The 24,136-nt window shown below is 70.1% G+C and carries 22 protein-coding genes; 7 read left to right on the top strand and 15 right to left on the bottom strand.

The genetic code is table 11. The features are described 5' to 3' along the window. Positions 1-218: 218 nt before the first annotated feature. Positions 219-1,640 carry a replicative DNA helicase gene (gene dnaB / locus OHA21_RS39305; protein WP_328463933.1) on the top strand — a complete coding sequence of 474 codons (1,422 nt, stop codon included), beginning with the start codon at positions 219-221 and terminating at the stop codon, positions 1,638-1,640. 567 nt (positions 1,641-2,207) lie between these two features. Here the strand turns inward: dnaB and OHA21_RS39300 are convergent. The 5 genes from OHA21_RS39300 to OHA21_RS39280 all read right to left on the bottom strand — a co-directional run bounded on the left by OHA21_RS39300 (position 2,208) and on the right by OHA21_RS39280 (position 7,439). Beyond that, positions 2,208-2,333, bottom strand: a complete 126-nt coding sequence (locus OHA21_RS39300) for a hypothetical protein (RefSeq protein WP_328463931.1) — start codon at positions 2,331-2,333, stop codon at positions 2,208-2,210. A gap of 100 nt (positions 2,334-2,433) precedes the next feature. Then, a complete protein-coding gene (locus tag OHA21_RS39295) occupies positions 2,434-2,775 on the bottom strand; it encodes a YbaB/EbfC family nucleoid-associated protein (RefSeq protein WP_328463929.1) in 342 nt (113 codons plus the stop codon). Between the two features lie 509 nt (positions 2,776-3,284). After that, entirely contained in the window at positions 3,285-3,683 is a 399-nt protein-coding gene (locus OHA21_RS39290) for a TFIIB-type zinc ribbon-containing protein (RefSeq protein WP_328463927.1), read from the bottom strand. Position 3,684: 1 nt separating this feature from the next. Continuing rightward, the gene (locus OHA21_RS39285) at positions 3,685-4,920 is read right to left on the bottom strand and encodes a glycosyltransferase 87 family protein (protein WP_328463925.1); all 1,236 of its coding nucleotides are present in this window, start codon (positions 4,918-4,920) and stop codon (positions 3,685-3,687) included. Continuing rightward, the gene (locus OHA21_RS39280) at positions 4,917-7,439 is read right to left on the bottom strand and encodes a putative bifunctional diguanylate cyclase/phosphodiesterase (RefSeq protein ID WP_328463923.1); all 2,523 of its coding nucleotides are present in this window, start codon (positions 7,437-7,439) and stop codon (positions 4,917-4,919) included. The genes OHA21_RS39285 and OHA21_RS39280 overlap by 4 nt, the downstream gene beginning before the upstream one ends. Positions 7,440-7,891: 452 nt before the next feature. Here OHA21_RS39280 and moaC point away from each other — a divergent pair, with 452 nt between their 5' ends. The 4 genes from moaC to OHA21_RS39260 are packed head-to-tail and all read left to right on the top strand — an operon-like array spanning position 7,892 to position 10,603. After that, positions 7,892-8,383, top strand: a complete 492-nt coding sequence (gene moaC, locus OHA21_RS39275) for a cyclic pyranopterin monophosphate synthase MoaC (RefSeq protein WP_328463921.1) — start codon at positions 7,892-7,894, stop codon at positions 8,381-8,383. After that, positions 8,380-8,847 (top strand): MogA/MoaB family molybdenum cofactor biosynthesis protein, encoded by a 468-nt coding sequence (locus OHA21_RS39270; protein ID WP_328463919.1) that lies wholly within the window; start codon positions 8,380-8,382, stop codon positions 8,845-8,847. Before moaC ends, OHA21_RS39270 begins: the two co-directional genes overlap by 4 nt. Before the next feature lie 23 nt (positions 8,848-8,870). Next, the gene (locus tag OHA21_RS39265) at positions 8,871-10,094 is read left to right on the top strand and encodes a molybdopterin molybdotransferase MoeA (protein WP_328463917.1); all 1,224 of its coding nucleotides are present in this window, start codon (positions 8,871-8,873) and stop codon (positions 10,092-10,094) included. Between the two features lie 47 nt (positions 10,095-10,141). Then, complete coding sequence (locus OHA21_RS39260) at positions 10,142-10,603, top strand: molybdenum cofactor biosynthesis protein MoaE (protein ID WP_328463915.1); 462 nt, start codon at positions 10,142-10,144, stop codon at positions 10,601-10,603. Here OHA21_RS39260 and OHA21_RS39255 read toward each other — a convergent pair. The 4 genes from OHA21_RS39255 to OHA21_RS39240 form a co-directional block, all read right to left on the bottom strand. Further along, a complete protein-coding gene (locus tag OHA21_RS39255; RefSeq protein WP_328463913.1) occupies positions 10,600-11,817 on the bottom strand; it encodes a glycosyltransferase family 87 protein in 1,218 nt (405 codons plus the stop codon). The two genes, OHA21_RS39260 and OHA21_RS39255, sit on opposite strands and share 4 nt — an antisense overlap. Before the next feature lie 310 nt (positions 11,818-12,127). Next, positions 12,128-12,673: a DoxX family protein gene (locus tag OHA21_RS39250; protein WP_328463911.1), complete on the bottom strand. Its 546-nt coding sequence runs from the start codon at positions 12,671-12,673 to the stop codon at positions 12,128-12,130. Between the two features lie 28 nt (positions 12,674-12,701). Further along, entirely contained in the window at positions 12,702-13,907 is a 1,206-nt protein-coding gene (locus OHA21_RS39245; RefSeq protein WP_328463909.1) for an ATP-binding protein, read from the bottom strand. 91 nt (positions 13,908-13,998) lie between these two features. Further along, on the bottom strand, positions 13,999-14,601 hold the full coding sequence (locus OHA21_RS39240; protein ID WP_328463907.1) for an LppU/SCO3897 family protein: 603 nt from the start codon (positions 14,599-14,601) through the stop codon (positions 13,999-14,001). A 414-nt stretch (positions 14,602-15,015) separates the two neighbouring features. Between OHA21_RS39240 and OHA21_RS39235 the strand changes: the two genes are divergently transcribed. Next, complete coding sequence (locus OHA21_RS39235; protein ID WP_328463905.1) at positions 15,016-15,507, top strand: prepilin peptidase; 492 nt, start codon at positions 15,016-15,018, stop codon at positions 15,505-15,507. Between the two features lie 5 nt (positions 15,508-15,512). Here the strand turns inward: OHA21_RS39235 and OHA21_RS39230 are convergent, their stop codons facing one another. Then, a complete protein-coding gene (locus OHA21_RS39230) occupies positions 15,513-18,647 on the bottom strand; it encodes a UvrD-helicase domain-containing protein (protein ID WP_328478819.1) in 3,135 nt (1,044 codons plus the stop codon). 65 nt (positions 18,648-18,712) lie between these two features. Further along, complete coding sequence (locus OHA21_RS39225) at positions 18,713-20,020, bottom strand: metallophosphoesterase (RefSeq protein WP_328463903.1); 1,308 nt, start codon at positions 20,018-20,020, stop codon at positions 18,713-18,715. Between the two features lie 157 nt (positions 20,021-20,177). Here OHA21_RS39225 and OHA21_RS39220 point away from each other — a divergent pair, with 157 nt between their 5' ends. Beyond that, entirely contained in the window at positions 20,178-21,026 is an 849-nt protein-coding gene (locus tag OHA21_RS39220) for a VOC family protein (RefSeq protein WP_328463901.1), read from the top strand. A gap of 200 nt (positions 21,027-21,226) precedes the next feature. Here the strand turns inward: OHA21_RS39220 and OHA21_RS39215 are convergent, their stop codons facing one another. The 4 genes from OHA21_RS39215 to OHA21_RS39200 form a co-directional block, all read right to left on the bottom strand. Then, entirely contained in the window at positions 21,227-21,775 is a 549-nt protein-coding gene (locus tag OHA21_RS39215; protein WP_442874966.1) for a DUF6939 family protein, read from the bottom strand. Between the two features lie 30 nt (positions 21,776-21,805). Beyond that, positions 21,806-22,048 carry a MoaD/ThiS family protein gene (locus OHA21_RS39210; protein WP_328463897.1) on the bottom strand — a complete coding sequence of 81 codons (243 nt, stop codon included), beginning with the start codon at positions 22,046-22,048 and terminating at the stop codon, positions 21,806-21,808. A 2-nt stretch (positions 22,049-22,050) separates the two neighbouring features. Further along, positions 22,051-23,058: a GTP 3',8-cyclase MoaA gene (gene moaA / locus OHA21_RS39205; protein ID WP_328463895.1), complete on the bottom strand. Its 1,008-nt coding sequence runs from the start codon at positions 23,056-23,058 to the stop codon at positions 22,051-22,053. Positions 23,059-23,196: 138 nt separating this feature from the next. After that, positions 23,197-24,090: a fructosamine kinase family protein gene (locus tag OHA21_RS39200; protein WP_328463893.1), complete on the bottom strand. Its 894-nt coding sequence runs from the start codon at positions 24,088-24,090 to the stop codon at positions 23,197-23,199. Positions 24,091-24,136: the final 46 nt, after the last annotated feature.

The raw sequence follows: 24,136 nt of genomic DNA, 5'->3' as shown, positions 1-24,136 counted from the left end.
TGGTGTGCACAGGCAGAAGGGAGATGTCCACAGGTTGTCCCGAGACTCGTCCACCGCGGTAGTTGGGCAGGTGGTGGCCCGGTTCGTACAGTGGTCCAGCCCCGAGCCCGCACTTTGATCCGAGGGTTCTTCTGATCTCCGGGCCCGGATCAGCCGAAAGTGTCGTACCCGAGTAGTTCGATCGTGATGGCGGCCATGGCCGACGAAGGGAGTCCGGGGTGTCGATCACCGATGACGCGCGGCCGGAGTCTCGGCCGCCGTCGCAGCCCGGCGGCGGCAAATCCGGCGGCGGTCCGTCCGGGGGTGCCGGTGGCTTCGACAAGGCACCGCCGCAGGACGTCGCGGCGGAGCAGGGCGTGCTCGGCGGCATGCTGCTCTCCAAGGACGCGATCGCCGATGTGGTCGAGATCCTCAAGACGCCGGACTTCTACCGGCCGGTGCACGCCACGATCTACGACACGATCCTCGATCTGTACGGTCGGGGTGAGCCGGCCGACGCCCTGACCGTCGCCGCGGCGCTCGCCGACTCCGGTGATCTGCAGCGCATCGGTGGCGTTCCTTACCTGCACACGCTCATCGAGAGCGTCCCCACCGCGGCCAACGCCTCCTACTACGCCCGGATCGTGTCGGAGCGGGCCATCCTGCGGCGCCTCGTCGAAGCGGGGACGAAAATCGTCCAGCTCGGCTACGGGACGGGCGGCAACGGCGGCCGTGACGTCGACGACATCGTCGACCTGGCCCAGCAGGCCATCTACGACGTGACCGAGAAGCGGGTCAGCGAGGACTTCGCGGCCCTCGGCGACATGCTGCAGCCGACCCTCGACGAGATCGAGGCGGTCGGCGCGTCCGGCGGCGTGATGACCGGTGTGCCGACCGGCTTCGTCGACCTCGACCGCCTGTTGAACGGTCTGCATGCCGGCCAGCTGATCATCGTGGCCGGTCGCCCTGGTCTCGGTAAGTCGACCGTGAGCATGGACTTCGCCCGCAACGCGGCGATCCAGAGCGGGTGCGCCAGCGCCATCTTCTCGCTGGAAATGAGCAAGATCGAGATGGTGATGCGGTTGCTGTCCGCGGAGGCGCGGGTGCCGCTGCACACCCTTCGGTCCGGGCAGCTGTCCGACGACGACTGGACGAAACTGGCCCGCCGGATGGGCGAGATCAGCCAGGCGCCGATCTTCGTCGACGACACGCCCAACATGAACCTGATGGAGATCCGGGCGAAGGCGCGCCGGCTCAAGCAGCGCCACAACCTGCGGCTGCTCGTCATCGACTATCTCCAGCTGATGTCCTCGCCGAAAAAGACGGAGAGCCGGCAGCAGGAGGTCTCCGAGCTGTCCCGTGGTCTGAAACTGCTGGCCAAGGAGATCGAGTGCCCGGTCATCGCGGTCAGCCAGCTGAACCGTGGTCCGGAGCAGCGCACCGATAAGCGGCCCCAGCTCTCCGACCTCCGTGAGTCGGGCTCGATCGAGCAGGACGCCGACGTCGTCATCCTGTTGCACCGTGACGACTACTACGACAAGGAGTCGCCACGCGCCGGCGAGGCCGACTTCATCGTTGCCAAGCACCGTAACGGGCCCACCGACACGGTGACGGTGGCGGCGCAGCTGCACCTGTCGCGCTTCGTCGACATGGCCATCTAGACGCAGAGGGATCGAGGTCCGCTCGGCGCGGTTGTGCCGTGAGTGCCGGTCGCGGCGGTGCCCGGGTCCGCGGTTGTGCTGTGAGCGTCGGTCGTGGCAGCGTCTGAGCCCGCCGGTCGGGTGCCGCGCGCCGAGACCAGGGAGCCAGCCGGCCCGGCGGTGTAGTGGAGCGGCGTTGTGACCCTGCCTTGTGGATCAGGTGACAGCCGTAACTCTGCCGGCTCAGCTGTGCCCTGTGACTGTCCTCCGGCGCGGACGCCGCGTGTTGCCTGAAGGGGGCGGCGGCTCGTAAGGCGATGCCAACAGCACGGAGGACGGCTGGGCCGCTGCGGGCTCGACGATCAGTTCGGCGGCGGTGACGTCGCTGCCGTGCGGCTGAAGCCTTGATTCGGGCTTAGTTGATCAGTCGGCCGTGCGGTGGTGGCGTCATTCCGCCCGCCACACGGCACTGGTGGGCGGCTGAGTGAGCGAGTAGGCCGAAACTGGGGCCTCAGCCGCGCGTTGGCGCTTTCACCGGCCGATCAGCCGGGAAGCGAAGCACCGCGGCGCGGCATCAGCGGCGCGGCATCAGCGGCGCGGCATCAGCGGCGCGGCATCCAGCGGCGCGGCATCCAGCGGCGCGGCATCCAGCGGCGCGGCATCCAGCGGCGCGGCAACCGGCGGCACGGCATCTGGCGGTGCGTGACCGGCCACCCTGTTGGCCTACCCAGACCCCTCAACTCGGAAATCTGAACCTGCCGTCACGCCGGGTCGCGGCGTGGCCGCGGCCCCCGCCCGGCGTGGCAGGCGTCGGTCAGGCCTCGTCTTCGGGCGATCGGTGGTTCGTCACGAGTTTTTCGATTTGCCGGGACGTTCCGGCCGAAGCCTGTTGCACGGTTTCCACGATGACGCGGGCGAGGGTTTCGGCGTTCCATTCCCGGCATGCCTGCTGATTCAGCTGAAGGTCGACCAGCTTTCCATCGGCATCCACCGTTGCGCGCACGACGCCGTCCGGGGACGCGACGCTGACCTGCATGGTCGCCAGGCTGCGTTGTAGTTCGTCCACTCCGGAGCGCAGTTCCTCATATCGGCCGTAGACGTCTTCGAGGTCGTTGCGAAGGGCCTGATTTGCCGCTGGATCTGCTGTTTCAGTCACGGTTGTTCCTCCGTTCGCCGCGACAGGGGGGCGACGTGACAATACCCAAGATCAGCGACGTTGCGTATTCCAGTGACTTCGTAACGCACGCGAAAAGAGAGGCTTATCGAAATAGCTCACTTCAAAGTGACCGAGTGGCTTCGCTTCGTGGTCACCGAGAGTGATCAATGCCACTGGAGGGCTGGCGGCCGAGCTGGATTCAAGTGGAGGCACGCTGCTGAAACAGTCCACAGCAGACGCCAGGGTGATTACCGTCGGTAGAGAGCTCGGCGGAATCAACGGCGCGTGACATCGTGAAGCCGTCCCAATTTGCGGACGGCCGTGGCCCATCAACGGACTGCTTCAGCCCGGCGGGCGCGTTGGGGCCGACGGGAGTGCTCAGGCCGCGTGGCACTCGCGGTACGTGTAGCTGCGGTTGTCCAGCTCGTTGCGCGTACCGATAAAAGACATGCGGCCCTGCGCAAGCCAGGTTGCGCAGGGCCATGCCATGGTCTCGACGAGCCGAAGGCTCAGTCGAACAGGTTGTGAAGGAAGCTGCCCCGGCGGCGGTAGTGGCCGTGGTGCTGCTGACGATAGTGACCGTGGTGGCCGTAGGGACGAGCGCCGTACGGAGCGGCGGCTGCGGGGGGATATGCGTGCGGCTGCGGGGCGCCGTAACCGGGCTGCGGCGGAGGCGGGGGCGGGGGCACGTAACCGCCGCCGTGGGGCTGCTGATGCGGAGCGGGCGGAGGCGGGGCTTGCCCCGCACCGGCGGGCCGGGCGTTCCAACTCTGCTCGGCCGCGAAGAGTTTCTCCAGCTCACCGCGGTCCAGGAAGATTCCGCGGCACTCGGTGCACTGGTCGATCGTGACGCCGCTGCGCTCGTAGACCCGCATCTCGCCGTGACACTTGGGACAGGTCATCTGCATCTCAATGACGGTACAAGGCCGTGTCACTCCGTGGGGCTGATGTAGCTGTGTGATTGCTGAGTGCGGCGACCCAGAGCAGGAACGCGGCCGGGTAGAGCACGTAGCCGAAGCGCGTCGTGGGCATCAGGAGGATCGCGGTGAGCAGGCCGAATCCGCAGAACAGGGCGGCTGCGGCGGCGGTGCGCGGTGGCCGGCGGAGCAGGAGAAGGCCGATCACCGCGGCGGCGGCGACCAGGAGGGCGGTCGCCAGGAAGGGGACGGCCTGCGCGATCAGGTAGCCGGGAAACGGTGACTGGGCCGGGCTGGTGACCAGCCCGTGCCCGAGCGGGAAACGCAGCACGTTCTCGACCAGGGCGTCCGGATCGGCGAGCAACGGCGGAAGCAGGGCCAGCAGGGGCAGGCCGAGGGCCGGTGGCAGGAAACGGCGCCAGTTGCCGGTGGCGATGGCCAGCACGGCGAGGACGGCGAGCACCGGCAGGGCGAAGAGCTTGCAGGCCGCGGCCGCGCCCACCGCGGCGCCCGACCAGCCGAAGCGACCGGTGGCGGCGAGGGCGAGAGCGAGAAGACAGAGAGCGAGTACGGGGATGTCGTCACCCCCGGTGGCCAGGGTCAACGCGGTAACCGGGAGAACCGTGGCGGCCTGGATGGCGCGTACCCGGTGCGGACCGTTGGCCAGGAGGGCGACGGCCACGCCCAGCGCGACCACCGTGGCGATCGCGAACCAGATCCGCGCATCGGTCCACCAGAAGTCGCCGGCGGCGGCCCGCGGCAGACCGAAGATGGCCATGCCGGGCTGGTACGGGCGGTAGCCGAGCAGGCGCTCGTCGAGCGGAAGGGCGGCGATCTCGGCCCGGCCGAGGTACGGGGTGCCGCTGTGCAGGAGCGACTCGCCCATGTGCTCGACGACGACCACTTCCTCCTGGGCGCGGTCGGTGCGGCCCCCGGCCCGCTGGACTGCCTGGATGACGAGCGGGAGCAGGGCCACCGCCGCGTACGTGACCCAGGCGATCGCTTCCCGGGCCCGCGGGCGGCGCAGCATCAGTTGGCCGGCCACCACGAGAGCGGCGATCAGGTAACCCCAGGCGGCCACCGCGCCCCAGGCCCGGTGCGGCAACAGCGTAGACGTCAGCGCGGTGATCAGGGCGAAGAGGGCGGAGAGCGAGTAGAGGCCCAGGTCGGCGGCGAGTCCACCGGCCGCCCGGTCGATGCGTACGAGCAGGCCGCCGGTCTTCGTCACGCGGGCAAGTGTGGCAGAGGCGCAGGCCCGCCGCCGGACGCCCGGCGTACCGGTAGCCGGACCACGGCACCGGCGTCGTGCAGAGCGGCCGCGAGCACGCCTGGCTGTCCGCCGGAGCCGCGCTGCAGCACACCGAGGAAACGCGCCGCCGAGTACGGCCGGGCGAACAACTGCCCCTGCCCGGCGAGACAGCCCAGCTCCCAGAGGGCGCGCCGTTGCGGCTCGCTCTGGACACCCTCGGCGACGACCGTCAGGTGCAGGTTGCGGGCCAGGTCGACGGTCGTACGGATCACCGCGGCGGCTTCGGCGGAGGTCTCCACCGAGGCCACGAACTCGCGGTCGATCTTCAACTGGTGCACCGGGATGCGGGAGAGCACCGAGAGCGACGAGACGCCGGTGCCGAAGTCGTCGATCGCCAACCGGACGCCGGCGTTGCGCAGCTCGGCGAGGGTCCGCTCCACCACGTCGAGCTGGCTGATGGTGAGGGTCTCGGCCAGTTCCAGGACCAGGCGGTTCGGCGGCACGTCGTGCCGGGCGAGGCGGGCCAGGACGGCGCCGGGGAACGTGGCGTCGAGCAGGCTGCGCGGGGAGACGTTGACCGCGACCGGCAGGTCGAACCCGGCCTCACGCCACGACTGCATGGCGATCAGCGACTGCTCCAGCACGGCGTCGGCGAAGGCAGGGAGCTGTCCCGAACGTTCGACTGTCTCGAGGAACTGCACCGGGGTGAGATTGCCCTGCTCAGGGTGGTGCCAGCGGGCGAGGGCCTCGGCGGCGATCACCTCGCCGGAACCCAGGTCGACGATCGGCTGGAAGTCCACAGTGAACTCGTGCTCGGCGACGGCGCGGCGCAGTTCGCCGGTGAGCATCAGCCGTTCCAGGTTGGCGGTGTCGCGGGCGTGTGCGTACACGACGGTCTGCTCGCCGGAGCGTTTCGCCTGGTACATGGCGATGTCGGCGCGGCGCATCAACTCCTCGACACTGCCGGTGCCGGCCGCCAGGGCGATGCCGCCGGCCGCCTCGACGGTGATCTGCATGCCCTCCACCTCGATGCCGGCGTCGAGGGCGGCCAGCATGCCGGTGGCGCGGTGGTTGGCCAGGGCCGGCGTGGGCAGGCCGGTGAGCAGCACCGCGAACTCGTCGCCACCGAGCCGGGCCACCAGGTCACCGGAGGACGCCGAGTTGCGCAGCCGGTCGGCGACCTGGCGCAGCACGTCGTCGCCGGCGGCGTGGCCGAGGGTGTCGTTGACCTCTTTGAAGTGGTTGAGGTCGATCAGGAGCAGGGCGAACATGCCGTCGTGGCCGGCGGCCTGGAAGAGCTGGCCGGCGGTGTCGTAGAGGCGGCGGCGGTTGGCCAGGCCGGTCAGCGGGTCGTGGGTGGCGGCGTGGGCGTTCTCGGCGGCGATCCGGGCGAGCTCGGCGTAGGCCTGGGCGTTGCGGATGGCGGTGCAGATTGCCGAGGCGAAAGTGCGTAGTTTGTACTGCTCGACCTCGGTGAGCCGGACGGTTCCACCGAAACGCAGACGCAGCACGCCGACGCGGATGCTGCCGTCGTGCGCGACAAGGTCAACGGTCGTCTCGTCCCGAGGGCCCGGGTTGACGAGCAGCGGCCCGTCTGAGAGCACCCGCGCCTCGCTGGCTCGGACAGTGCGGCCGTCGCTGGGAAGATCGATGCTCGCTTCGGCGGCGGAGAAGATTTCAGCCGCCCGGGTCGTGGCCGAGTGCAGGACCCGGGTCAGATCTACGGCGTTGAGCTCGTCCGTGGCCTTGGCCAAACGCTGCCATGACTCGCGCTCTTCGCGGGTGCGGATGCTGCGGGACTGCCACAGGTGCATGCAAGCCACAACGAGTGGGGCGACGAGGAGGAGCAGCAGGCTGCGGCCACTGGCCAGAACGCCGATCATCAGGAGGGCCGCGCCGAGCCGGAACAGATATCCGACGGCCTTGATGCCGATGTTGTGCAGGACGGTCCGTTTGAGGCTCGACCCGGTACTCGCCGCCATCACCGGCACGAAGGCCAGGTGATCGACGAGGATCGTGGCGCAAAGCGCGAGGATGGTCGGAATGATCGTCAGCGGCGGATCGCTGAGACTCGGTTGGATGCCCAGAGCGATGAACACCAGGGCGGCAGTGCCGGCCGTCAACGACTCCTTGGCGATGGCAAAGGCGGTTTTCAGTGGCCCGGTCCAGACCAGAAGCCGAAGGATCGTTGTGCCGGTGACGGCACACAGCACCACCCAGGGCGCCGGCAGCAGGACCAAGCTCACCAGAACGGGAATTTCGCCCCAGGTCGAGCTGTCGAGACTGGACCGTAGGCGTACGTAGACCCGCACACGTTTGGCGGCGATCACGAAGAGAGTGAGAGTCACCAGTGCCGCAGGGCTGGGCGCCGGCTGCGGATGCGCTATGCCGAAAGCGATGACGGCCGCAGCCATGCCGACCCCGAAAACGACGACGAGACCGACGAGCAGCCGAAGCCGCTGATCGGTCGCGTCGTCGTTGGTGCGAGTCTCAGTCATTGGATCCTGATCGCCGAGCGCGACGGTTCCGTCGCTCGAACTCAAGGTAATGGATGCGCGACTTTGCGCGCATCTGGGCACTCAGCCCCACTCGGTCTCGCGCATGACCCATCTCCTAACCCGTGCCGAACGCCGGGACTCTCGTGGGTCTGCCGGCGTCGCTGCCCTTGCCTGTCCGTCGCGACAGGAGAGACGTTAAGGCGAAATGGGTGTCTGTTTCCAGTGGATCGTGTCGGTATGCGCAAAATGCGAGAATCGAATTGAATTCAGTTACGCACAGTTTCTATTTGGAAACTCGTTGCGATGGAACTGTGCCTTGAATTCCATTCTCGCCGACCAGACCACGCCCATGAGCAGTGCCGACAGCATGACCAGCGGTTATGGACAAAGTGTGAAGCCAATACGGCGGTGATGCGAACGCGGGGCTCATCAGTCTTCTATAAGCTCCCGGTATGCCCCAGGAATTCCAGCTGACTCATGTCGACGAGGCCGGCGCCGCCCGCATGGTCGACGTGTCCGCCAAGGTGGTGAGCGACCGCCGCGCGGTCGCCGCCGGCCGCGTCCGCACGACCGCTGAGGTGATCGACCTGCTGCGCCGCGACGGCCTGCCGAAGGGTGACGCCCTCGCCGTGGCGCGGCTGGCCGGGATCATGGGTGCGAAGAAGACGCCGGATCTGATTCCGCTGTGTCACCCGATCGGGCTGCACGGCGTCACCGTGGAGTTGGAGCCCACCGACACCACCGTGGAGATCACCGCGACCACCAAGACCGCCGACCGGACGGGCGTCGAGATGGAGGCGCTTACCGCCGTCGCGACGGCCGGGCTCGCCATGATCGACATGATCAAGGCGGTGGACCCGGCGGCGAGCCTGGAAGCGGTCCGGGTGCTGCGCAAGCAGGGCGGGAAGACCGGGGATTGGGTACGCCCGGACGACCGCCCATGAAAGCCAGAGTGATCGTCGCCTCGAACCGCGCCGCCGCCGGGGTGTACGCCGACACGAGCGGCCCCCGCCTCGTCAACGGCCTGCGGGAGCTCGGTTGCGAGGTGGACGAGCCAGTGGTCGTACCGGACGGCCACCCGGTGGCCGAGGCGCTGCGAACCGCCGTCGCCGATGGCATCGACGTGGTGCTGACCAGCGGCGGAACCGGCGTCACCCCGACCGACCGCACCCCGGAGGCCACCCGCGGCCTGCTCGACTTCGAGATCCCGGGCATCGCCGAGGCGATCCGTGCCTACAGCCGGGACCGGGTCCCAGCCGCCGCGCTCTCCCGCGGGCTGGCCGGAGTCGCCGGGCGCACGCTGATCGTCAACCTGCCCGGATCGACCGGCGGGGCGAAGGACGGGCTGGCCGTCCTGGGCCCGTTGTTGGCGCACACCGTCGACCAGATCCGCGGCGGGGATCACTGAAAAGGGTCACTAGGCTGTCCGTTGTGAGCGCTGACGAGAACCTTCCGGTCGACTGGGAGCAGGCGCGCCGCCTGGCCTACGAGGCGGGCCGGGCCGCGGCGACCGGTGCCGAGCAGGTGCCGCTCGCCGAGGCGGACGGCCGTACCCTCGCTGAGCCGCTGCGGACCCTCACCGACCTGCCCGCGTTCCCCACGTCGAGCATCGACGGCTGGGCGGTGCGCGGCACCGGCCCGTGGCGGCCGGTGGGTCGGGTGCTGGCCGGCAGCACGCCGCCGCCGCTGACCGAGGACGGGACCTGCGTCGAGATCGCCACCGGCGCGATGGTGCCGGACGGTTCCACTGCGCTGGTCCGGATCGAGGACTCGACGACCGGCGGGGACGGCCGGGTTTCCGGCGAGCCGCGTCGACTGCCGGACTGGCGTCTGCCCGGCGAGGAGGCGCACCGCGGCGAGGAGCTGTTCCCGGCCGGTACGGCTGTCGACCCCGCAGTCATCGGCGTCGCGGCCACCTGCGGTTACGAGAGTCTGCAGGTCTTCGCGGAGCCGCGGGCCGCGCTGCTGGTCTTCGGCGACGAGTTGCTGACGTCCGGCCCGCCCGGCGCCGGCCGGGTCCGGGACTCCCTCGGCCCGCAGGTGCCCGGCTGGCTGCGGCGGTACGGCGCCACCGTGCAGACCGTGACCGGCCCGGTGAAGGACACCCTGGTCGCCCACCTCGACGCCATCCGCTCCGGACTGGAAGTCGCCGACCTGGTCTGCACCACCGGCGGCACGATGCACGGCCCGGTCGACCATCTGCACCCCGCGCTCGCCGAGCTGGGCGGCGAGTACATCGTGAACACCGTCGCCGTGCGACCCGGCTTCCCGATGCTGCTCGCCCGGGTGCTCGGTCCGGACGGCCGGCCGCGGTTCCTGGCCGGTCTCCCCGGCAACCCGCAGTCCGCGGTGATCGCCCTGGTCACCCTGGTCGCCCCGCTGCTGGCCGGCCTGCGCGGCCGCCCGCTGCCGGAACTGCCCAGGGTGGAAGCGGGCGCAGCAGTTCCGGGCCGCGGCGACTTCACCCACCTCGCTCTGGCCGCCCTCGACTCCACCGGCCGCACAGCGACCCCGGTCGGTCATGTCGGTTCAGCGATGCTGCGCGGGTTGGCCAACTCGCATGGTTTCGTGGTGGTCCGGCCCGGCACCGAGGCCGCGGCCGGCGACCTGGTCCCGTTCCTGCCCCTTCCGCTGACCCCCGGGGAGCGATCATGACAATGAACCTTTCTCAACCTGGCATCGGGCGAGAAGGGTCCGAGCCGATGGTCAGCACCGGGCGCGATCGCCCTCGCCACGTTGAAAAAGGTTCAGTGGCCCGAGCCGAGGTCGTCGACGAGACGCTGGACCTGGCCGCGCACGAGGCCGCCGTCGCCGACAACAAAGCCGGGGCGGTCGTCTCCTTCCAGGGCGTCGTCCGCGACCACGATCACGGCCGGAGCGTGACCCTGCTCGAGTACGAGGGCCATCCCACCGCCGGCGCGATCCTGCGCGAGGTGGCCGAGGAGATCGCCGCCGACCCGGACGTCTATGCGGTCGCGGTCTCGCACCGGATCGGCACCCTGCAGATCGGCGACGTCGCGCTGGTCGCCGCGGTCAGCACCGCGCACCGGGCGGCGGCGTTCGCGGCCTGCGCCCGGCTGGTCGACGAGGCCAAGGCGCGACTGCCGATCTGGAAGCGGCAGGTCTTCCTGGACGGCACCGACGAGTGGGTGAACTGCCCCTAGCCGCCCCGCGGGACCGGGATCGCGGCCGGCCGCCTCACCGGCCGCCGGATCAGGATCGCCGGTGCGCTGCCGTGCCGCCAGGGCAGCGCGTTGACCAGCAGGATCAGCACGAATGCGGTGCCGTTCCACCCGTACGCCCAATGCGGTCCGACGACCAGCAAGAGGTATCCGATCAGGGCGGCCACCGCAAAACCGGCGCCGGCGAAGCGCGCCGACCGGGGTAGCCGCGTGCTGAGCCGGCGCCGCATCGCCGCGTCGGCCAGGATCAGCACGGCCGGGATCAGCCAGACCGTCTCGGCCTGCCCGGTGACCGGTCCGGCCACCGCGCCGGTCAGCGCGACCAGCGTGAACGCGGAGATCTCGTCACCGTCCACGTGCGCGGAGCGGGCGCGGATCAGGCCGACCGCCAGCACCAGCACCCCGAAGGAGAACCAGACCAGCACCGGGGGCGCGGAGAAGCCGTACAGCCGGGCCAGCACCCCGGCCAGGGACTGGTTGTCGGGGGCGCTCAGCGGCGCCATCCGGTCCAGTTCCCACACGACGGTGCCGTACCAGGTCAGCGTCTCGTGGGGGACGACGAGCAGCGCACCGAGCGTCACGGTGGCGGCGGTGGCGAGCGCGGTCAGGGCGGCCCGCAGCTGCCGGGTGATCAGCAGATAGCCGATGAACAGCACCGGCGCCAGGGAGAGCGCGGTGGCGAGGCCGGTGCCGACCCCGGCCCAGGCGCCGGTCGCCCAGCCGCGGCGCAGCCGGCCGAGCGGGGACCGGTCCCGGGGTGGTTGCGAGGCGGTCCGGCTCGGCCACCAGGTGGCCCGGCTGCGGGCCCAGGCGGCTCGGCGCAGCGCCACCAGGTCGGCGACGACCAGGCCGAACAGCAGGAGGTCGGGACGGCCGAGACCGATCGTGGCGCGGACCGGCCCGGCGAGCAGGGCCAGCGAGGCGACGGCGACGACTACCGAGGAACGGCGGTGGCCGTAACGGCGTGCTATCGGACCGGCCAGCACGATCGAGGCGAGCACGAGCGCGGCGACACCGGCGAGGGCGAGCAGCCAGCCGGCCGCTTGCCGCGGCAGGATCGAGAGCGGCGCCAGCAGCAGGGCCAGGACCGGGGAGAACGCGGCGCTGGTTTCAGTTCCGGGGACACGGTACGCGTAGAGCCCGTCACCGCCCAGCCAGCTCCGGATCGCCGCCAACTCGACGGAGAGCGTGCTCAACCCGTACCGATGAATGCACAGAGTGATCAAGCAGAGCGTGCCGAGAATGCCCAGCGTGACCACCGTGGACCGCGTGCGCGCAGCGCGACGCGCATTGTTGACTGCCGGCATGGCGCGACCCCCGTCTCGTCCCCGGGCCCGGCACGGCCTGTCGCACGACCCCGTCCGGCGCCTTGGGGCGAATCGGACGGGAGCGGCGGCAGGTCGTAAGCCGGGCGGAAGCGAGCTTAGAAGGCGCAGACCGACCGCGCGGCCCCTCGTCCGCTTTAACGCAAAGGCCGCTTATAGGTTGTTACCCGGACAAACGGGTTCACCCGGGGAGCTTGCGCGCCGCGGTTGCCGAGACCGCTGCGATCTTGGCTTCGCGCTTGGCGGTACGCACCGCGCGCCGCACCGACCGCTGCGACCGGTCCACCGCGTGGGTGGTGCGATAGCGCAGCCCCGGCCGGCCCTCGGTGTCCGCCGCGGCCAGCAGCAGACCGCCGAGCAGGCCCAGGTTTTTCAGGAAATGGGTCTGCTGGTTGGGCCGATCCTCCTTGGACGCGGACCAGAACGGGTGGCCGGCGATGGTGGTCGGGATCAGGCCGGCTGCCAGCACGGCCGCGGCGGGCCGGGTGAAACGCCCGGTGGCCAGCGCAAACCCGGCCACCACATCGCTCGCCGCCTTGATCCGGATCAGCGTCTCCGGGTCGGTGGGCAGACGTGGGTCGGTCTTCTCCAGCAGCGGTCCTACCTTGTCGGTGACCCGGCGGGCCGCCTCGACGCGCCCCTCACCGGGGCTCATCAGCACGCGGACCCCGCTGATCACGAAGATCGAAGCGAGCATGGCTCGGGCTGCGGTGCGTACGGGCTTCATGAATTTCGTTATACCCGTAACCGCGTGCTCACACCGGCTGCGTTCTGAGGTACCGGCCGAAGTGCGGGACGGTGAACGCCACCGTGCCGCGTTCCCCCGAGTAGATGAGTCCCTTTTTGATCAGCGCGTCCCGGGCCGGGGAGAGGCTGGCCGGCTTGCGGCCGAGCGAGGTCGCGATGTCCGAGGTCGGCACGGCCGCGTCCATGTCGTTGCCCGGATCGCTGGAGAGCGTCGCCATCGCCCGCATGTACTCCCGCTCGGCCGGCGTGGCGCGCTCGAAGCGGGAGCCGAAGAAACCGACCGCCAGCTCGCCTTCGGCCTCGGGTGCGGCGACCGCGACGTCATCAGCGGTGATCGGCGTCTGCGGCGCATGGTCCCAGGTCGCTTTTCCGTACGCCTGGACGAAGTACGGATACCCGCCGGACTTCTCGTAGAGCAGGTCCAGCGCCTCCTGGTCGTAGTCGACGCCCTCCCGCTCGGCCGGCACACCCAGCGCCAGATCGGCCGCATCCCGGTCCAGACGGTCGATCCGCTGATACCGGAAGAGGCGCTCGGAGTAGGACTTGGCGGCGGACAGCACGGCCGGCAGATGCGGCAGCCCGGCGCCCACCACAATCAGCGGAGCCCCCAGCTGCGACAACTCGTGGCACGCCGCGCAGAGCGCCGACACGTCGGTGGCGCTCAGGTCCTGCATCTCGTCGATGAACAGGGCGATGCCGGTGCCCACGTCGGTGGCGAGCGAGGCGGCGTCGGTGAAGAGCTCGACCAGATCGATCTCGATGTCACCGGAGTCGGCGCGGCCGCGGGCCGGTGGCACGTCGATACCGGGCGCCCAGCGATCCCGGATCTTCCCGTTGGTCTCGTTGGCCCGCAGCGCGAACGCCTTGAGCACGCCGAGCACCTCGTCGACCCGGTCCGGGTCGCGATGGTGCGGGGCCAGCTCGCGGATCGCCATGTGCAGCGCGCCGGAGACCGGGCGGCGCAGCGACTGGTCGGGCCGGGCCTCGATCTTGCCGGTGCCCCAGAGCCGGCCGATGGCCGCCGAGCGCAGGGTGTTGAGCAGCACCGTCTTGCCGACGCCACGCAGACCGGTCAGCACCAGGCTGCGCTCCGGGCGGCCGCGCGCCACTCGCTCCAGGACTACGTCGAAAGCGTCCAGCTCACGGCCGCGCCCGGCCAGCTCGGGTGGGCGCTGGCCGGCGCCGGGAGCGTACGGGTTCCGCACCGGATCCATGCCGTAGGACAGTATCGGGCCGTCTAGCGTGGACGCTAGAGTTGCCTCGATTTACCCCTCTACGGCTGTCTAGCCTTTGGGCTAGATCTTGCTAGACGGGCCCATACTCCTTGAGGCAGAGCACGAAATCGACATCGTCGTACTCAGTGTCGTAGTAGTACCAGTTCGTGTAGCCCGTCACCTTCGCGCACTTGCCCACTGCGTCCTTCTCGCCGGTCGTCTTGCCGTCGATGCGCTTGAGCACCTCGAACGTGTTGGCCGCGCAGATCACGATGCGCAGCTTCGGCTCGGCGTTGGTGCCCTCGTTCCGGACACACTGGCCCTTCACCGCGAACCGGGCGTCCTCGCTGGTCTGCGGGCGCGGCGCGTTCGCCGGCACGGTCGAGGGCGCCGCGGCCGGGGTGGTCTTCTCCTCCCGGCCGATCAGGAACCAGGCCGTGGTGGCCAGGCCGCCCCCGACCAGGACACTCAGGAACGCGACGAGGGCGCCCATCGCGAAACCCCGCCGGACCGGTTGCGGCGCCGGCCATGACCGGGCCGGAGCGGCGTACGGCTGCTGGTGCGGAATCTGCGCCGGAGGTGGCGTCCACGGCGGCTCCGGCTGCTCGCGCCACGGATCGGACGGCTCCACATACGGCTCGTCGGGGCTGCCTCCCGGCCACGGCTGACCGGGGTAGGGCCCGTTGTGCGACATCGGGAGTCCCTCCAGAAGCGGAATTCGCTGCCTGCCACGGTAGCGTGCGCTCCAGAACCCGCCCGTGCCGGAATCGCGGGGACGAATCGTACCGGCTGTCGGCAACCCGATCCCGGGCCGGTCCGGTGGGCGTTACGGTCCACGATCGTGTCGACACCAATCGTGATCATGGCGCTGGTCTTCGGGGCGGCGACGGCGGCTTTTCTGCCTCGGGTGGCTTATCGGCTGGCTGTGGCGTACGCGGAACCGGTGCGCAGCGAATGCCATCGGTGTGGCCGCCGTTTCCCAGCGGGAGCGGCCGGCTGGATCCATGTCGGCGCAGCCTGTGCCTGCTTTCCTCCGAGCGCCCCCTTCCCACCGCGAGTCCTTTTCGCTTCGCGTGCCGAGGCTTTCCTTAGCGGCTGGCTCGGCCCGGTGGTCGCGTCGGCGGCTGTTGCCGGGGTGCCGGCGGCGTTGCTCGGGCCGGTCCCGGGCCTTCCGGTGCTGCTGATCGCCGGAGTGCTCGGGGTACTGCTGGCCATGATCGACCTGCGGTGCCTGCGCCTGCCCGATCCGCTGGTCGGCGCACTGGCCCTGGTGGTCGGAGTGCCGCTCGCCCTGATCGAGCCGGCCCGAATCGGTACCGCGGTGGCCGCCGGCGCCGCGGTCGGCATCGTCTACCTGGCGATTGCCCTCCTGCCCGGGCGCGGACTCGGGCTGGGCGACGTGAAGCTGGGTGCGGTGCTGGCGCTGCTGCTCGGCTTCGGTGGATGGGCAGCGGTCGCCGTCGGCTTCGCGGCGGCGCACCTGATCAACGGGGTGGTGGCGGGCTGGCTGCTGGTCACCGGGCGGGCACGCGGCGGGCGTGCCCTGCCCTTCGGGCCGGCGTTGCTGGCCGGCGCCCTGCTCGGAGTGGTGGCGGCCTGAGCCCTTCAGAGCAGCCGGAGCTGGCGGTCCTTGGGGCGGCTCGGTGCGGCCTCGCCCAACCGCTCGAACAGACCGGAGTCGATCACGTCGAGGAACGGCGTCGGGGTCTGCTCGCGCTCGCTGCCGTGCCGGAACCGCTTCGCCGAGTAGCTCACGTACAGCCGGTCCTGGGCGCGGGTCAGGCCGACGAAGAACAGCCGGCGCTCCTCGGCGATGTCATCGTCCGACGGTGCCGAGCCGGGCCAGCGCAGCGGGAGCAGCCCGTCCTCGCAGCCGACCAGGAAGACGACCGGGAACTCCAGGCCCTTCGCGGCGTGCAGGGTCAGCAGGTTGACCGCCTCGGCCCGCGGGTCCAGGGCGTCCACCTCAGCGCCGGTCTCCAGCTGCTGCAGGAACAGCGGCAGGTCCTCGCCGACCCGGTTGGCCAGCGGCATCAGCAGTTCCGCCGAGGACCAGACGTCTTCCGGGGTGAGCTGGCCGCCGTCGAGTGTGGGTGCCGCGTACCTCTGGGCCAGTGTCTGCGCGGCGGCCTTGACCCGGACCGGAAGTGAACCGGCCGGCCCGCCCGCGTGCCGCAGCTCGCGGGCGATGACCTGGACCCCGGCGCGGTCGCGCAGCCGGTTGTGCGAGCGCTTCTGCACCGGAATGCCGGCTCGCGACAGCGCGTCGACGATCGGGCCGGACTGCGTGTCGGTGCGATACAGCACCGCGATGTCCGAAAATGACAAGTTGCCGACGACGGTGGCGCGGGAGTCCACGCGGCCCGAGTCGAGCGACCGGTGAGACAGGCCGCCGACCAGCTCGTCGATCGTGCGCACCACGAAGTCGGCCTCGTCGGCGACACTGCGCGCCGGGTAGCGACCGACCAGCGCGGCCTCCGGATCCAGCCGGGCCGGGTCCAGCCGCCGGCCGCTCACCAGCGACGACGGAGCGATGGCCTGCACCGCGGCGGCCAGGATCGGCGCCGACGACCGGTAGTTGCGGGTCAGCCGGACCAGCCGGGCGTCCACGAAGTCCTGGTTGAAGCGGAGGAAGTACCGCACGTCGGCGCCGCGGAACGAGTAGATCGCCTGGTCCGGGTCGCCGATCGCGCACAGGTTGCCGTCGGCCGGGCTGAGCAGCCGCAGCAGCTCGTACTGGAGCTCGTCGACGTCCTGGTACTCGTCCACGAAGATCCACTGCCAGCGCCTGCGGTACTTCTCGACCAGCGCCGGATCTTCGCGCAGCAGCGTCATCGGCACACTGATCAGGTCGTCCAGATCCACCAGGTCCTGCTGGCGCAGCAGCTTGCGATACGCCGCGTCGTCCTCGCCGGCCTGCTCCCGAGCCTGAGCCTGCTCCTGATCGTCCGCGATCCGCCAGCCGGAACCGAGGCCGGCCGCCTTCGCGTTCTCCTTCAGCACGGTCAGGCCCAGCGAGTGGAACGTGCCGACCGTGATGTCCTCGGCGACGTCACCCAGCAGCGCCTCGAGTCGCTCCTTCAGTTCGGCGGCGGCCCGCCGGGTGAAGGTGATCGCCAGGCACCGCTCCGGGAAGACGCCCAGCTCGGCACAGAGGTACGCGATCCGGTGCGTCAGCGTGCGGGTCTTGCCGGTGCCCGGGCCGGCCACGATGAGCAGCGGCCCGCCCGGCGCGGACGCGGCCACCCGCTGCATCGCGTCGAGCCGGTCGAGCAGGCCGGTGCCGACCTCTTCCATTCCGGCCAGCATCGGCTCGAACGGCTCGTGCGGGCTGGGCGGCGGTGCGAGTGGCGGCGGAGCCGGCTTCTCCTTCGCCGGTTTGGCCTTCGGCTTCGGCTTCTCGTCCTTCGCCGGCGTCCGCGGCTTCTCCGCGATTTCCGTCGGGAGCATGTCGAACAGCGTCTCGACCTGCGGAGCACTCGTCCGATTGCGCAGCTCGCCCGGGTCGAAGAGGGTGATCACGCCGTACTCGCCGTCGTAGCCCGGCACCCGGCGCACATCGCCGCGCCGGAGGCGGGTGATCGCCTCGCGCAGCTCCTCGCCACCGGCCTTGCCGATCTCCTCGACCGGGATCTTGCGCAGGATGTCCAGCTCCGCGCCGAGCGTGGCGACCAGGTGGTTGAGCTGCGACTCGACGGTCTTCGACTTCGGGCCGACCCCGTGGATCTCGCCGAGGATCTCGTGCAGCTGGATCAGGTGCTCGACGTGGGTGTCCTTGTGGAAACCGAGCGGGCGGTCGGCGAGGTCCTCGACCCGGCTGAGCACGCCGACGGTGAGCGGCCGGCCGCACTCGGGGCAGCGACCGTTCGCGGCGCGTGTCTTCGAAGGCTCCCAGTTGACGCCGCAGGCGCGGTGGCCGTCAGCGTGGTACTTGCCCTCTTCCGGGAAGAACTCCAGCGTGCCGGCCAGGCCGACGCCGTCCTTGACCGCGAAGTAGTCCGGGGTGCCGGTGAAGAGGGTGGCCTCGCGGGCCAGGGCGGCCGGTGAGTGCGCGTCGGAGTTCGACACCAGGCGGTACCGGTCGAGGCTGGAGACCCGCCAGTTCATCTCCGGGTCCGAGGAGAGGCCGGTCTCCACAGCCGTGACGTGCTCGGCCAGGTCGGCGTAGCAGTCGGCGATCGCGTCGAAGCCGGACTTCGAGCCGAGCGCGGAGAACCACGGCGTCCAGATGTGCGCCGGGATCAGATAGCCGCCGGCCTCCAGGGTGATCTCGAGCAGGTTCCGCGAGTCCAGGCCGAGGATCGGGCGGCCGTCGGCGGTCAGGTTGCCGATCCGGCCCAGTGCGGTGTTGATCTTTTCGACCGAGGTGAAGTCCGGTGCGTACAGCAGGTGGTGCACCTTGCGGGTGCGATCGTCCCGCTTGTAGATCGTCGAGATCTCCACGCTGAGCATGAACCGGGCCGGGTCGGTGCCGCGCAGCGAACCGGGCAGGCGCTTCGTCACCGGCTTCTCATCGGCCAGCCGGAACAGGCCCGGCTCGGCGGGCTCGAGACTCTCCTTGAGGTGCTCGAACCACGCCGGATGCGTGAAGTCGCCGGTGCCGAGCAACGCGATTCCCTTGCGCCGCGCCCACCAGGCCAGGTTGGGCAGCGTCAGATCACGGCTGCAGGCCCGCGAATAACGCGAGTGAATGTGGAGGTCCGCGACATATGCATCAGCGGTCACTCCCACGCCCCGCATCCTGTCACGGCCGTCGGTGCCACCACGAATCGCCACGCTCAAACACACTTACCGATCTTGATGGGTTACGCCGTACGCAATTCGATGACCGTGACCTGCGGGGGTGCGCCGACCCGGACCGGTGGACCCCAGAACCCCGCGCCGTTGGTCACGTACACCGGCACGCCGTCCACCTCTCCGAAGCCGGAGACTACCGGTTGCTGCAACTTCACGAGGAAGTTGAACGGCACCATCTGACCGCCGTGGGTGTGACCGGAGATCTGCAGGTCGACACCGAAAGGTGCGGCCTCTTTCGCCGCCACCGGCTGGTGCGCCATCAGGACGACCGGGCGGCTCGGATCCCGGTCACCCAGGGCGCGGGCGAAGTCGGGGGCGTCGCCGTGTTCCTCGCCGTTCAGATCGTTCACCCCGGCGAGGTCCAGGCCCTCGATCTCCAGCCGCTCGTTGCGCAGCGGACGCAGCCCGAGCCGGGCGACCTCGTCGATCCACTGCTCGTGGCCCGAGTAGTACTCGTGGTTGCCGGTCACGAAGAAAGCCCCGCGCCGCGACTCGATGCCGGCCAGCGGGGCGGCGAACTCGCCCAGCTCCGCAACGCTGCCGTCGACCAGGTCGCCCACGACGCAGACCAGATCGGCGTCCACCGAGTTGATCACCTGGACGATCCGCCGGGCATGGTTGACGCCGGTCAGCGGGCCGATGTGAATGTCGGAGACGACCGCGAGCCGGGTGCCGTCCATCGCTCGGGGGAGTTTGGCCAGCGGGATCTGCACCCGGTCGATCTGGGGAGCGCCGGTTGCGGTCTTCACGCCGTACCCGGTCACGCTCGCCGCCGTGAGACCGGCGAAGATGGCCGTGCCGCGGGCCAGGAGCAGCCGTCGGTTGATGCCTTCGTCGGTCTTGGCGTCGCCTGGTTCAGCCTCCGCGATGGATCGGCTGGTCCCATCAGCGTCGCTGATGTCTGAGGCCGGACCGACCGGCACGGCTTCGTTCAGCCTGGCTTTGCTCAGCCCGGCTTCGCTCGTCCCGGCCGGGGCGGCGCTGCTTGCGGCGGTCGCTGGCTGCGCTTCCTTGGGGGTACGCCCACGGTTGGCCCACAGCAGGACCGCGGCGAGTCGTGGCAGTTCCAGGACCGCGAGCGTCACCAGCAGGTAGAACATGACCGCGATCCACAGGTAGCCGGGCCACGAGAGCCACTGGAAATGGCCGTTGCGGACGCCGATCAGAGTCACCGGCACCGACAGAGCGAAAAGCACGATCAACGCCGTGCCGACGCGGCGTCCCCACCCGGGCCGCAGGGGGTCGCGGACCAGCCGCTTCCACAGGTACAAATGGATCAGACCGATGATCAGCAGGACCACCGCGACGAAGCCCAACGAAAACCCTCCCCCAACGGCCGCTCCGGCCGCGCGTGTAACAGCTTGCCGGAAACCAGTGTCCCCGACTCACCGCAGGTGCCTCTCAGGCCTGTCTCAGCTTTGCTCAACTGCTCGGGGACTGCGTCCGGGCCGACGTTTCTGCCACCCTGTCCGGGTGAATCAGAAACCGCCCGACCCGGAGCCCGGAGCGCTCGAATCGGCGGACGGGCGACCGGACCGGCCGGCAACCGCGGAGCGCAGGCTGAACCGGCGGCAGGCATCGGAGGCCGTCAGCGATCACGGATGGCGGCTCGTCCTCGGCACGCTCCGAACGGCGGTGCCCGTCGACTCGCTGCGCCGGGCCGCCGAGGTCGCGGCGGCCGCCGTCGAGGCTTGCGGCAGCGACGCCGATGACCACCTACACGTGGACCTCCGCCCCAACCGGGTGATGCTCACCCTGCAGACCCGCACCATCGCCACCCTGACCGCCCGCGACGTCGCCCAGGCCCACCAAATCTCCGCGGCGCTGCACAACGCTGCCACCCATAACCTGGACCCGGCCCGCCAGATGTCCGCGGCGCCGCACGAAGCTGACATCCCCAACCCGGCCCCGGCCGACCGGATGTCCGCGGCGCTGCACGACGCTGCCGATCCTGACCTCGACCTGGGGCAGCTGCAGATCCTCGATATCGCCATCGACGCCTTGGACATCGCCGCGATCCGCCCGTTCTGGAAGGCCGTCCTCGCCTACGTCGACAAGCCGGGCGGCGATGGCACGATCATCGACCCGCTCGGGCTCTCGCCGGTGGTCTGGTTCCAGCAGATGGATGCGCCGCGGCCGCAGCGGAACCGCATCCACTTCGACATCGCCGTCCCGCATGACGTGGCCGAGGCCCGGGTCGAGGCCGCCCTGGCAGCCGGCGGGCGTCTGGTCTCGGCCGATCGTGCGCCGGCCTTCTGGGTACTCGCCGACGCCGAGGGCAACGAGGCCTGCGTGACAACCTGGGAGGGCCGCGGCGACTGATCCCAAACCGGCCAGGCGGGCCTCATCCCGACTACCGCCCTCACCTGACCGGGCCACCAGCCTGACCGGGCCACCGCGCTGGCCGCAGGGCCACCGCCCTGGCCGACGGGCCACCGCCCTGGCCGGGCCACCGCCCTGGCCGGGCCACCGGCCCGACCGGGCCACCACCGGCCTCACCTGGCCGCCCGGCCTACCCGGCCTCACCCCGGCCACCGGCCTGCGATGTAGCGCGCGATGAGAGCAGCATGCGACAGCGGGCTCGAGGTATCCGCCAGGTCCCCGTTGGTGGTGTAGTCCAGCAGCACCAGATCGCCACCGGCCATCTCCCGCAGCCGTTCCACCAGCTCTTGAGCTCGGTGTTCCAGCATCCACCGGTACGCCGGCAGATAGATCTGCTGCCGTGCCTCCTGATACCCGAGCAGGGCCTCACCGAGCAGCCCGGCGCGATGCCCTCGCACCGGACCGAACCGCCGGACCGTGCGCTTCAGCCCCGTCATGCTCGTCACCGCGAGCTTCGACGGATCGACGTCGGCTTGCTCGAACACCTTGAGCGCCTGCCAGATGCCCTCAACAGATGCACTGACGGCACCCGCGCTCAGCGGCACCGGAATGCCACCGTGCGGATAGAACGGGCTCAGCCGCACCCATGGCTCCGGCCCCCGGGAGGTCACGTCGACGATCGTGGCCTCTGGGTACGCAGCGCGGACAGACTCCGGCTTCCGGCGGCGGCTGGCGACGTGAACGGGCATGCCAGCATGCTGCCGGAGGGGTACGACAAATCAGCCGCCCGCGAACGGCGGCAGGATGTCCACGGTCGCGCCGCCCGGCAGAGCTGCCTGACGGTCGTGGCAGGTCAGGCCGTCGACCAGAAAGCTGGCCGCCTTGAGCACCAGCCCGAGCCGCTCACCATGCCGTTCGACCAGCACCTGGGTGAGTTCGTCGAGGGACCCGGCAGCAACAGACTCCGACGAGGTCCCGCCGGCGGCCGCGCGGGCACCCGCGAAGTAGCGCACGGTGAGCACGGTCAGCCTCCGATGGCGGACATGGGACGGGCGGGCTGCAGGAACGACGGGTCATCAATGCCGTGACCGGCGCGCTTGCCCCACATGGCGACTCGCCAGGCCTCGGCGATCTCACCGTCCGGCGCACCGTCGCGCAGCAACTTGCGCAAGTCGCTCTCCTCGGTCGCGAACAGGCAGTTGCGGACCTGACCGTCGGCGGTAAGCCGGGTGCGGTCGCAATCGCCGCAGAACGGACGCGTCACACTCGCGATCACGCCGACCCGGGCCGGCTCCCCCGCCGCATCGATGTGTCCGGGAACCAGCCAGGTCTCAGCCGGCGCTGTTCCACGTGAAACATTGTCGGGCTGCAGGCCGAACGGCTCGAGGGCCGCGAGGATCTCCTCCGCGGTGACCATCTCGTGCCGGTCCCACTGGTGTTGCGCATCCAGCGGCATCTGCTCGATGAAGCGCAACTGATAGCCATGGTCCAGCGCGAACCGCAGCAGGGCCGGCGCCTCGTCATCGTTCACCCCGCGCATCAGCACGGTATTGATCTTCACGGGAGTCAAACCCGCTTCAGCTGCGGCCCGCAGACCGGACAGCACATCAGCGTGCCGATCACGCCTGGTCAAGGTGTGGAACCTTGCCGGGTCCAGGGTGTCGAGCGAAACGTTCACCCGATCGAGGCCGGCGTCCCGCAGCGGCGCCGCGATCCGGTCGAGCCCGATGCCGTTCGTGGTGACCGACAGTCGTGGCCGGGGGTCGAGCTGCGCGGCCTCGGTAACGATGCGCACCAGCCCACGACGGATCAGCGGCTCACCACCGGTGAACCGGACCTCGGTCACACCGAGCTGCTCCACAGCGATCCGCACCAGCCGGCTGACCTCGTCGTCGGTCAGCTGCTGAGGCTGCGGCATCCACGCCAGACCCTCTGCGGGCATGCAATAGGTGCAGCGCAGATTGCACCGATCGGTCAGCGACACGCGCAGATCGGTGGCGACGCGGCCGAAGCGATCGGCGAGCGGTGTCACCGCCGCCTCCGCGCTCGGGCGGATGATCTCCAGGAGAGGCTCACGAATCGAATCTAGCCGCTCCTGCCTCGCCGTGCCGCTACGCATTTCGACCTGTGGACAACCAGCCCGTCACACCGGGCCGATCTACCCTATTGATCAACATTGCGGAGGGAGCCCACGTAGGGCCGCATCGGCCGCTGCGCGCACCGCGCTGCGATAACCCCCACCGAAAGCCGCGGTGTGCACCAGCAACAGGTGCAATTGATGCAGAGGTACGCGTACGCGCCACCCGTCCGCAAGAGGCCATACTTCCTGATAGGCCCCCAGGATCGTGTCCAGATGAGGAACCCCGCCGAACAGCGCGAGCGTCGCCAGGTCGGTCTCCCGATGCCCGCCGTGCGCAGCCGGATCGACGAGCCATCCTCGCCCGTCAGCCCCCCACAGCAGGTTCCCCGGCCACAGATCCCCGTGGACGCGAGCGGGCGCCTCCGGTACCCCGTACCCCTCAATGGTGTTGATGACCTGCTCGACCACCGCGATGTCGGCGCCGGAAAGCGCACCGCGATCCGCGGAAGTTCGCAGGTAGGGCGCCAGGCGCCGGGCTGCGAACCAGGACCCCCAGTCGCCCGTGGAGGGTGTGTTGTCCAGCGGCAGCGGACCGATGTAACCCGCCCAATCGGCGCCGTAGGCGTCGGCGCCACTGCGATGCAGCGCGGCCAGATCTCGGCCGAATTGTGCTGCCGCCGCCGGGGTCGGCTCGCCGGGCTCGACCCATTCCATGGCGAGCATTTCCGGAAGGGCGACCAGCACTTCCGGCACCGGAACCGCCCCGGCTGACCGTAGCCAGGCCAGCCCGGCCGCCTCGGCGGCGAACATGCCGTCCGGCGCCGGGCCGGTGGGCCAGGTCTTGGCGAACAGCGACGAACCGTCGTCGAGGGTCAATCGGCTGGCGTTGCACACGCCGCCGCCCACCGGGGTTTCGCGAATCCGCTGGTGAGTGAGAAATGTCGGGAGATGCTGGGGGTGCGCGCGCAGGTACGCCAGGTCCACGTGCTTATCTTCCGCTTCTGGTGACGGACGTCCCAATTCGCAGGCA

It is taken from the genome of Actinoplanes sp. NBC_00393, from assembly GCF_036053395.1.
In the GTDB taxonomy this organism is placed as follows: Bacteria; Actinomycetota; Actinomycetes; order Mycobacteriales; family Micromonosporaceae; genus Actinoplanes.
Note: the sequence above shows the minus strand (reverse complement) of the source record. Positions and strands in the feature narration are given on the sequence as shown.

Excerpts from the sequence above, each read along its gene's own strand:
- OHA21_RS39215 (WP_442874966.1), bottom strand. The coding sequence starts at position 21,775 with ATGCCCGTTCACGTCGCCAGCCGCCGCCGGAAGCCGGAGTCTGTCCGC.
- OHA21_RS39290 (WP_328463927.1), bottom strand. The coding sequence starts at position 3,683 with ATGCAGATGACCTGTCCCAAGTGTCACGGCGAGATGCGGGTCTACGAG.
- OHA21_RS39260 (WP_328463915.1), top strand. The coding sequence starts at position 10,142 with ATGGTCAGCACCGGGCGCGATCGCCCTCGCCACGTTGAAAAAGGTTCA.
- OHA21_RS39245 (WP_328463909.1), bottom strand. The coding sequence starts at position 13,907 with ATGGATCCGGTGCGGAACCCGTACGCTCCCGGCGCCGGCCAGCGCCCA.
- OHA21_RS39250 (WP_328463911.1), bottom strand. The coding sequence starts at position 12,673 with ATGAAGCCCGTACGCACCGCAGCCCGAGCCATGCTCGCTTCGATCTTC.
- OHA21_RS39280 (WP_328463923.1), bottom strand. The coding sequence starts at position 7,439 with ATGACTGAGACTCGCACCAACGACGACGCGACCGATCAGCGGCTTCGG.
- moaC (WP_328463921.1), top strand. The coding sequence starts at position 7,892 with ATGCCCCAGGAATTCCAGCTGACTCATGTCGACGAGGCCGGCGCCGCC.
- OHA21_RS39270 (WP_328463919.1), top strand. The coding sequence starts at position 8,380 with ATGAAAGCCAGAGTGATCGTCGCCTCGAACCGCGCCGCCGCCGGGGTG.
- OHA21_RS39240 (WP_328463907.1), bottom strand. The coding sequence starts at position 14,601 with ATGTCGCACAACGGGCCCTACCCCGGTCAGCCGTGGCCGGGAGGCAGC.
- OHA21_RS39230 (WP_328478819.1), bottom strand. The coding sequence starts at position 18,647 with ATGCGGGGCGTGGGAGTGACCGCTGATGCATATGTCGCGGACCTCCAC.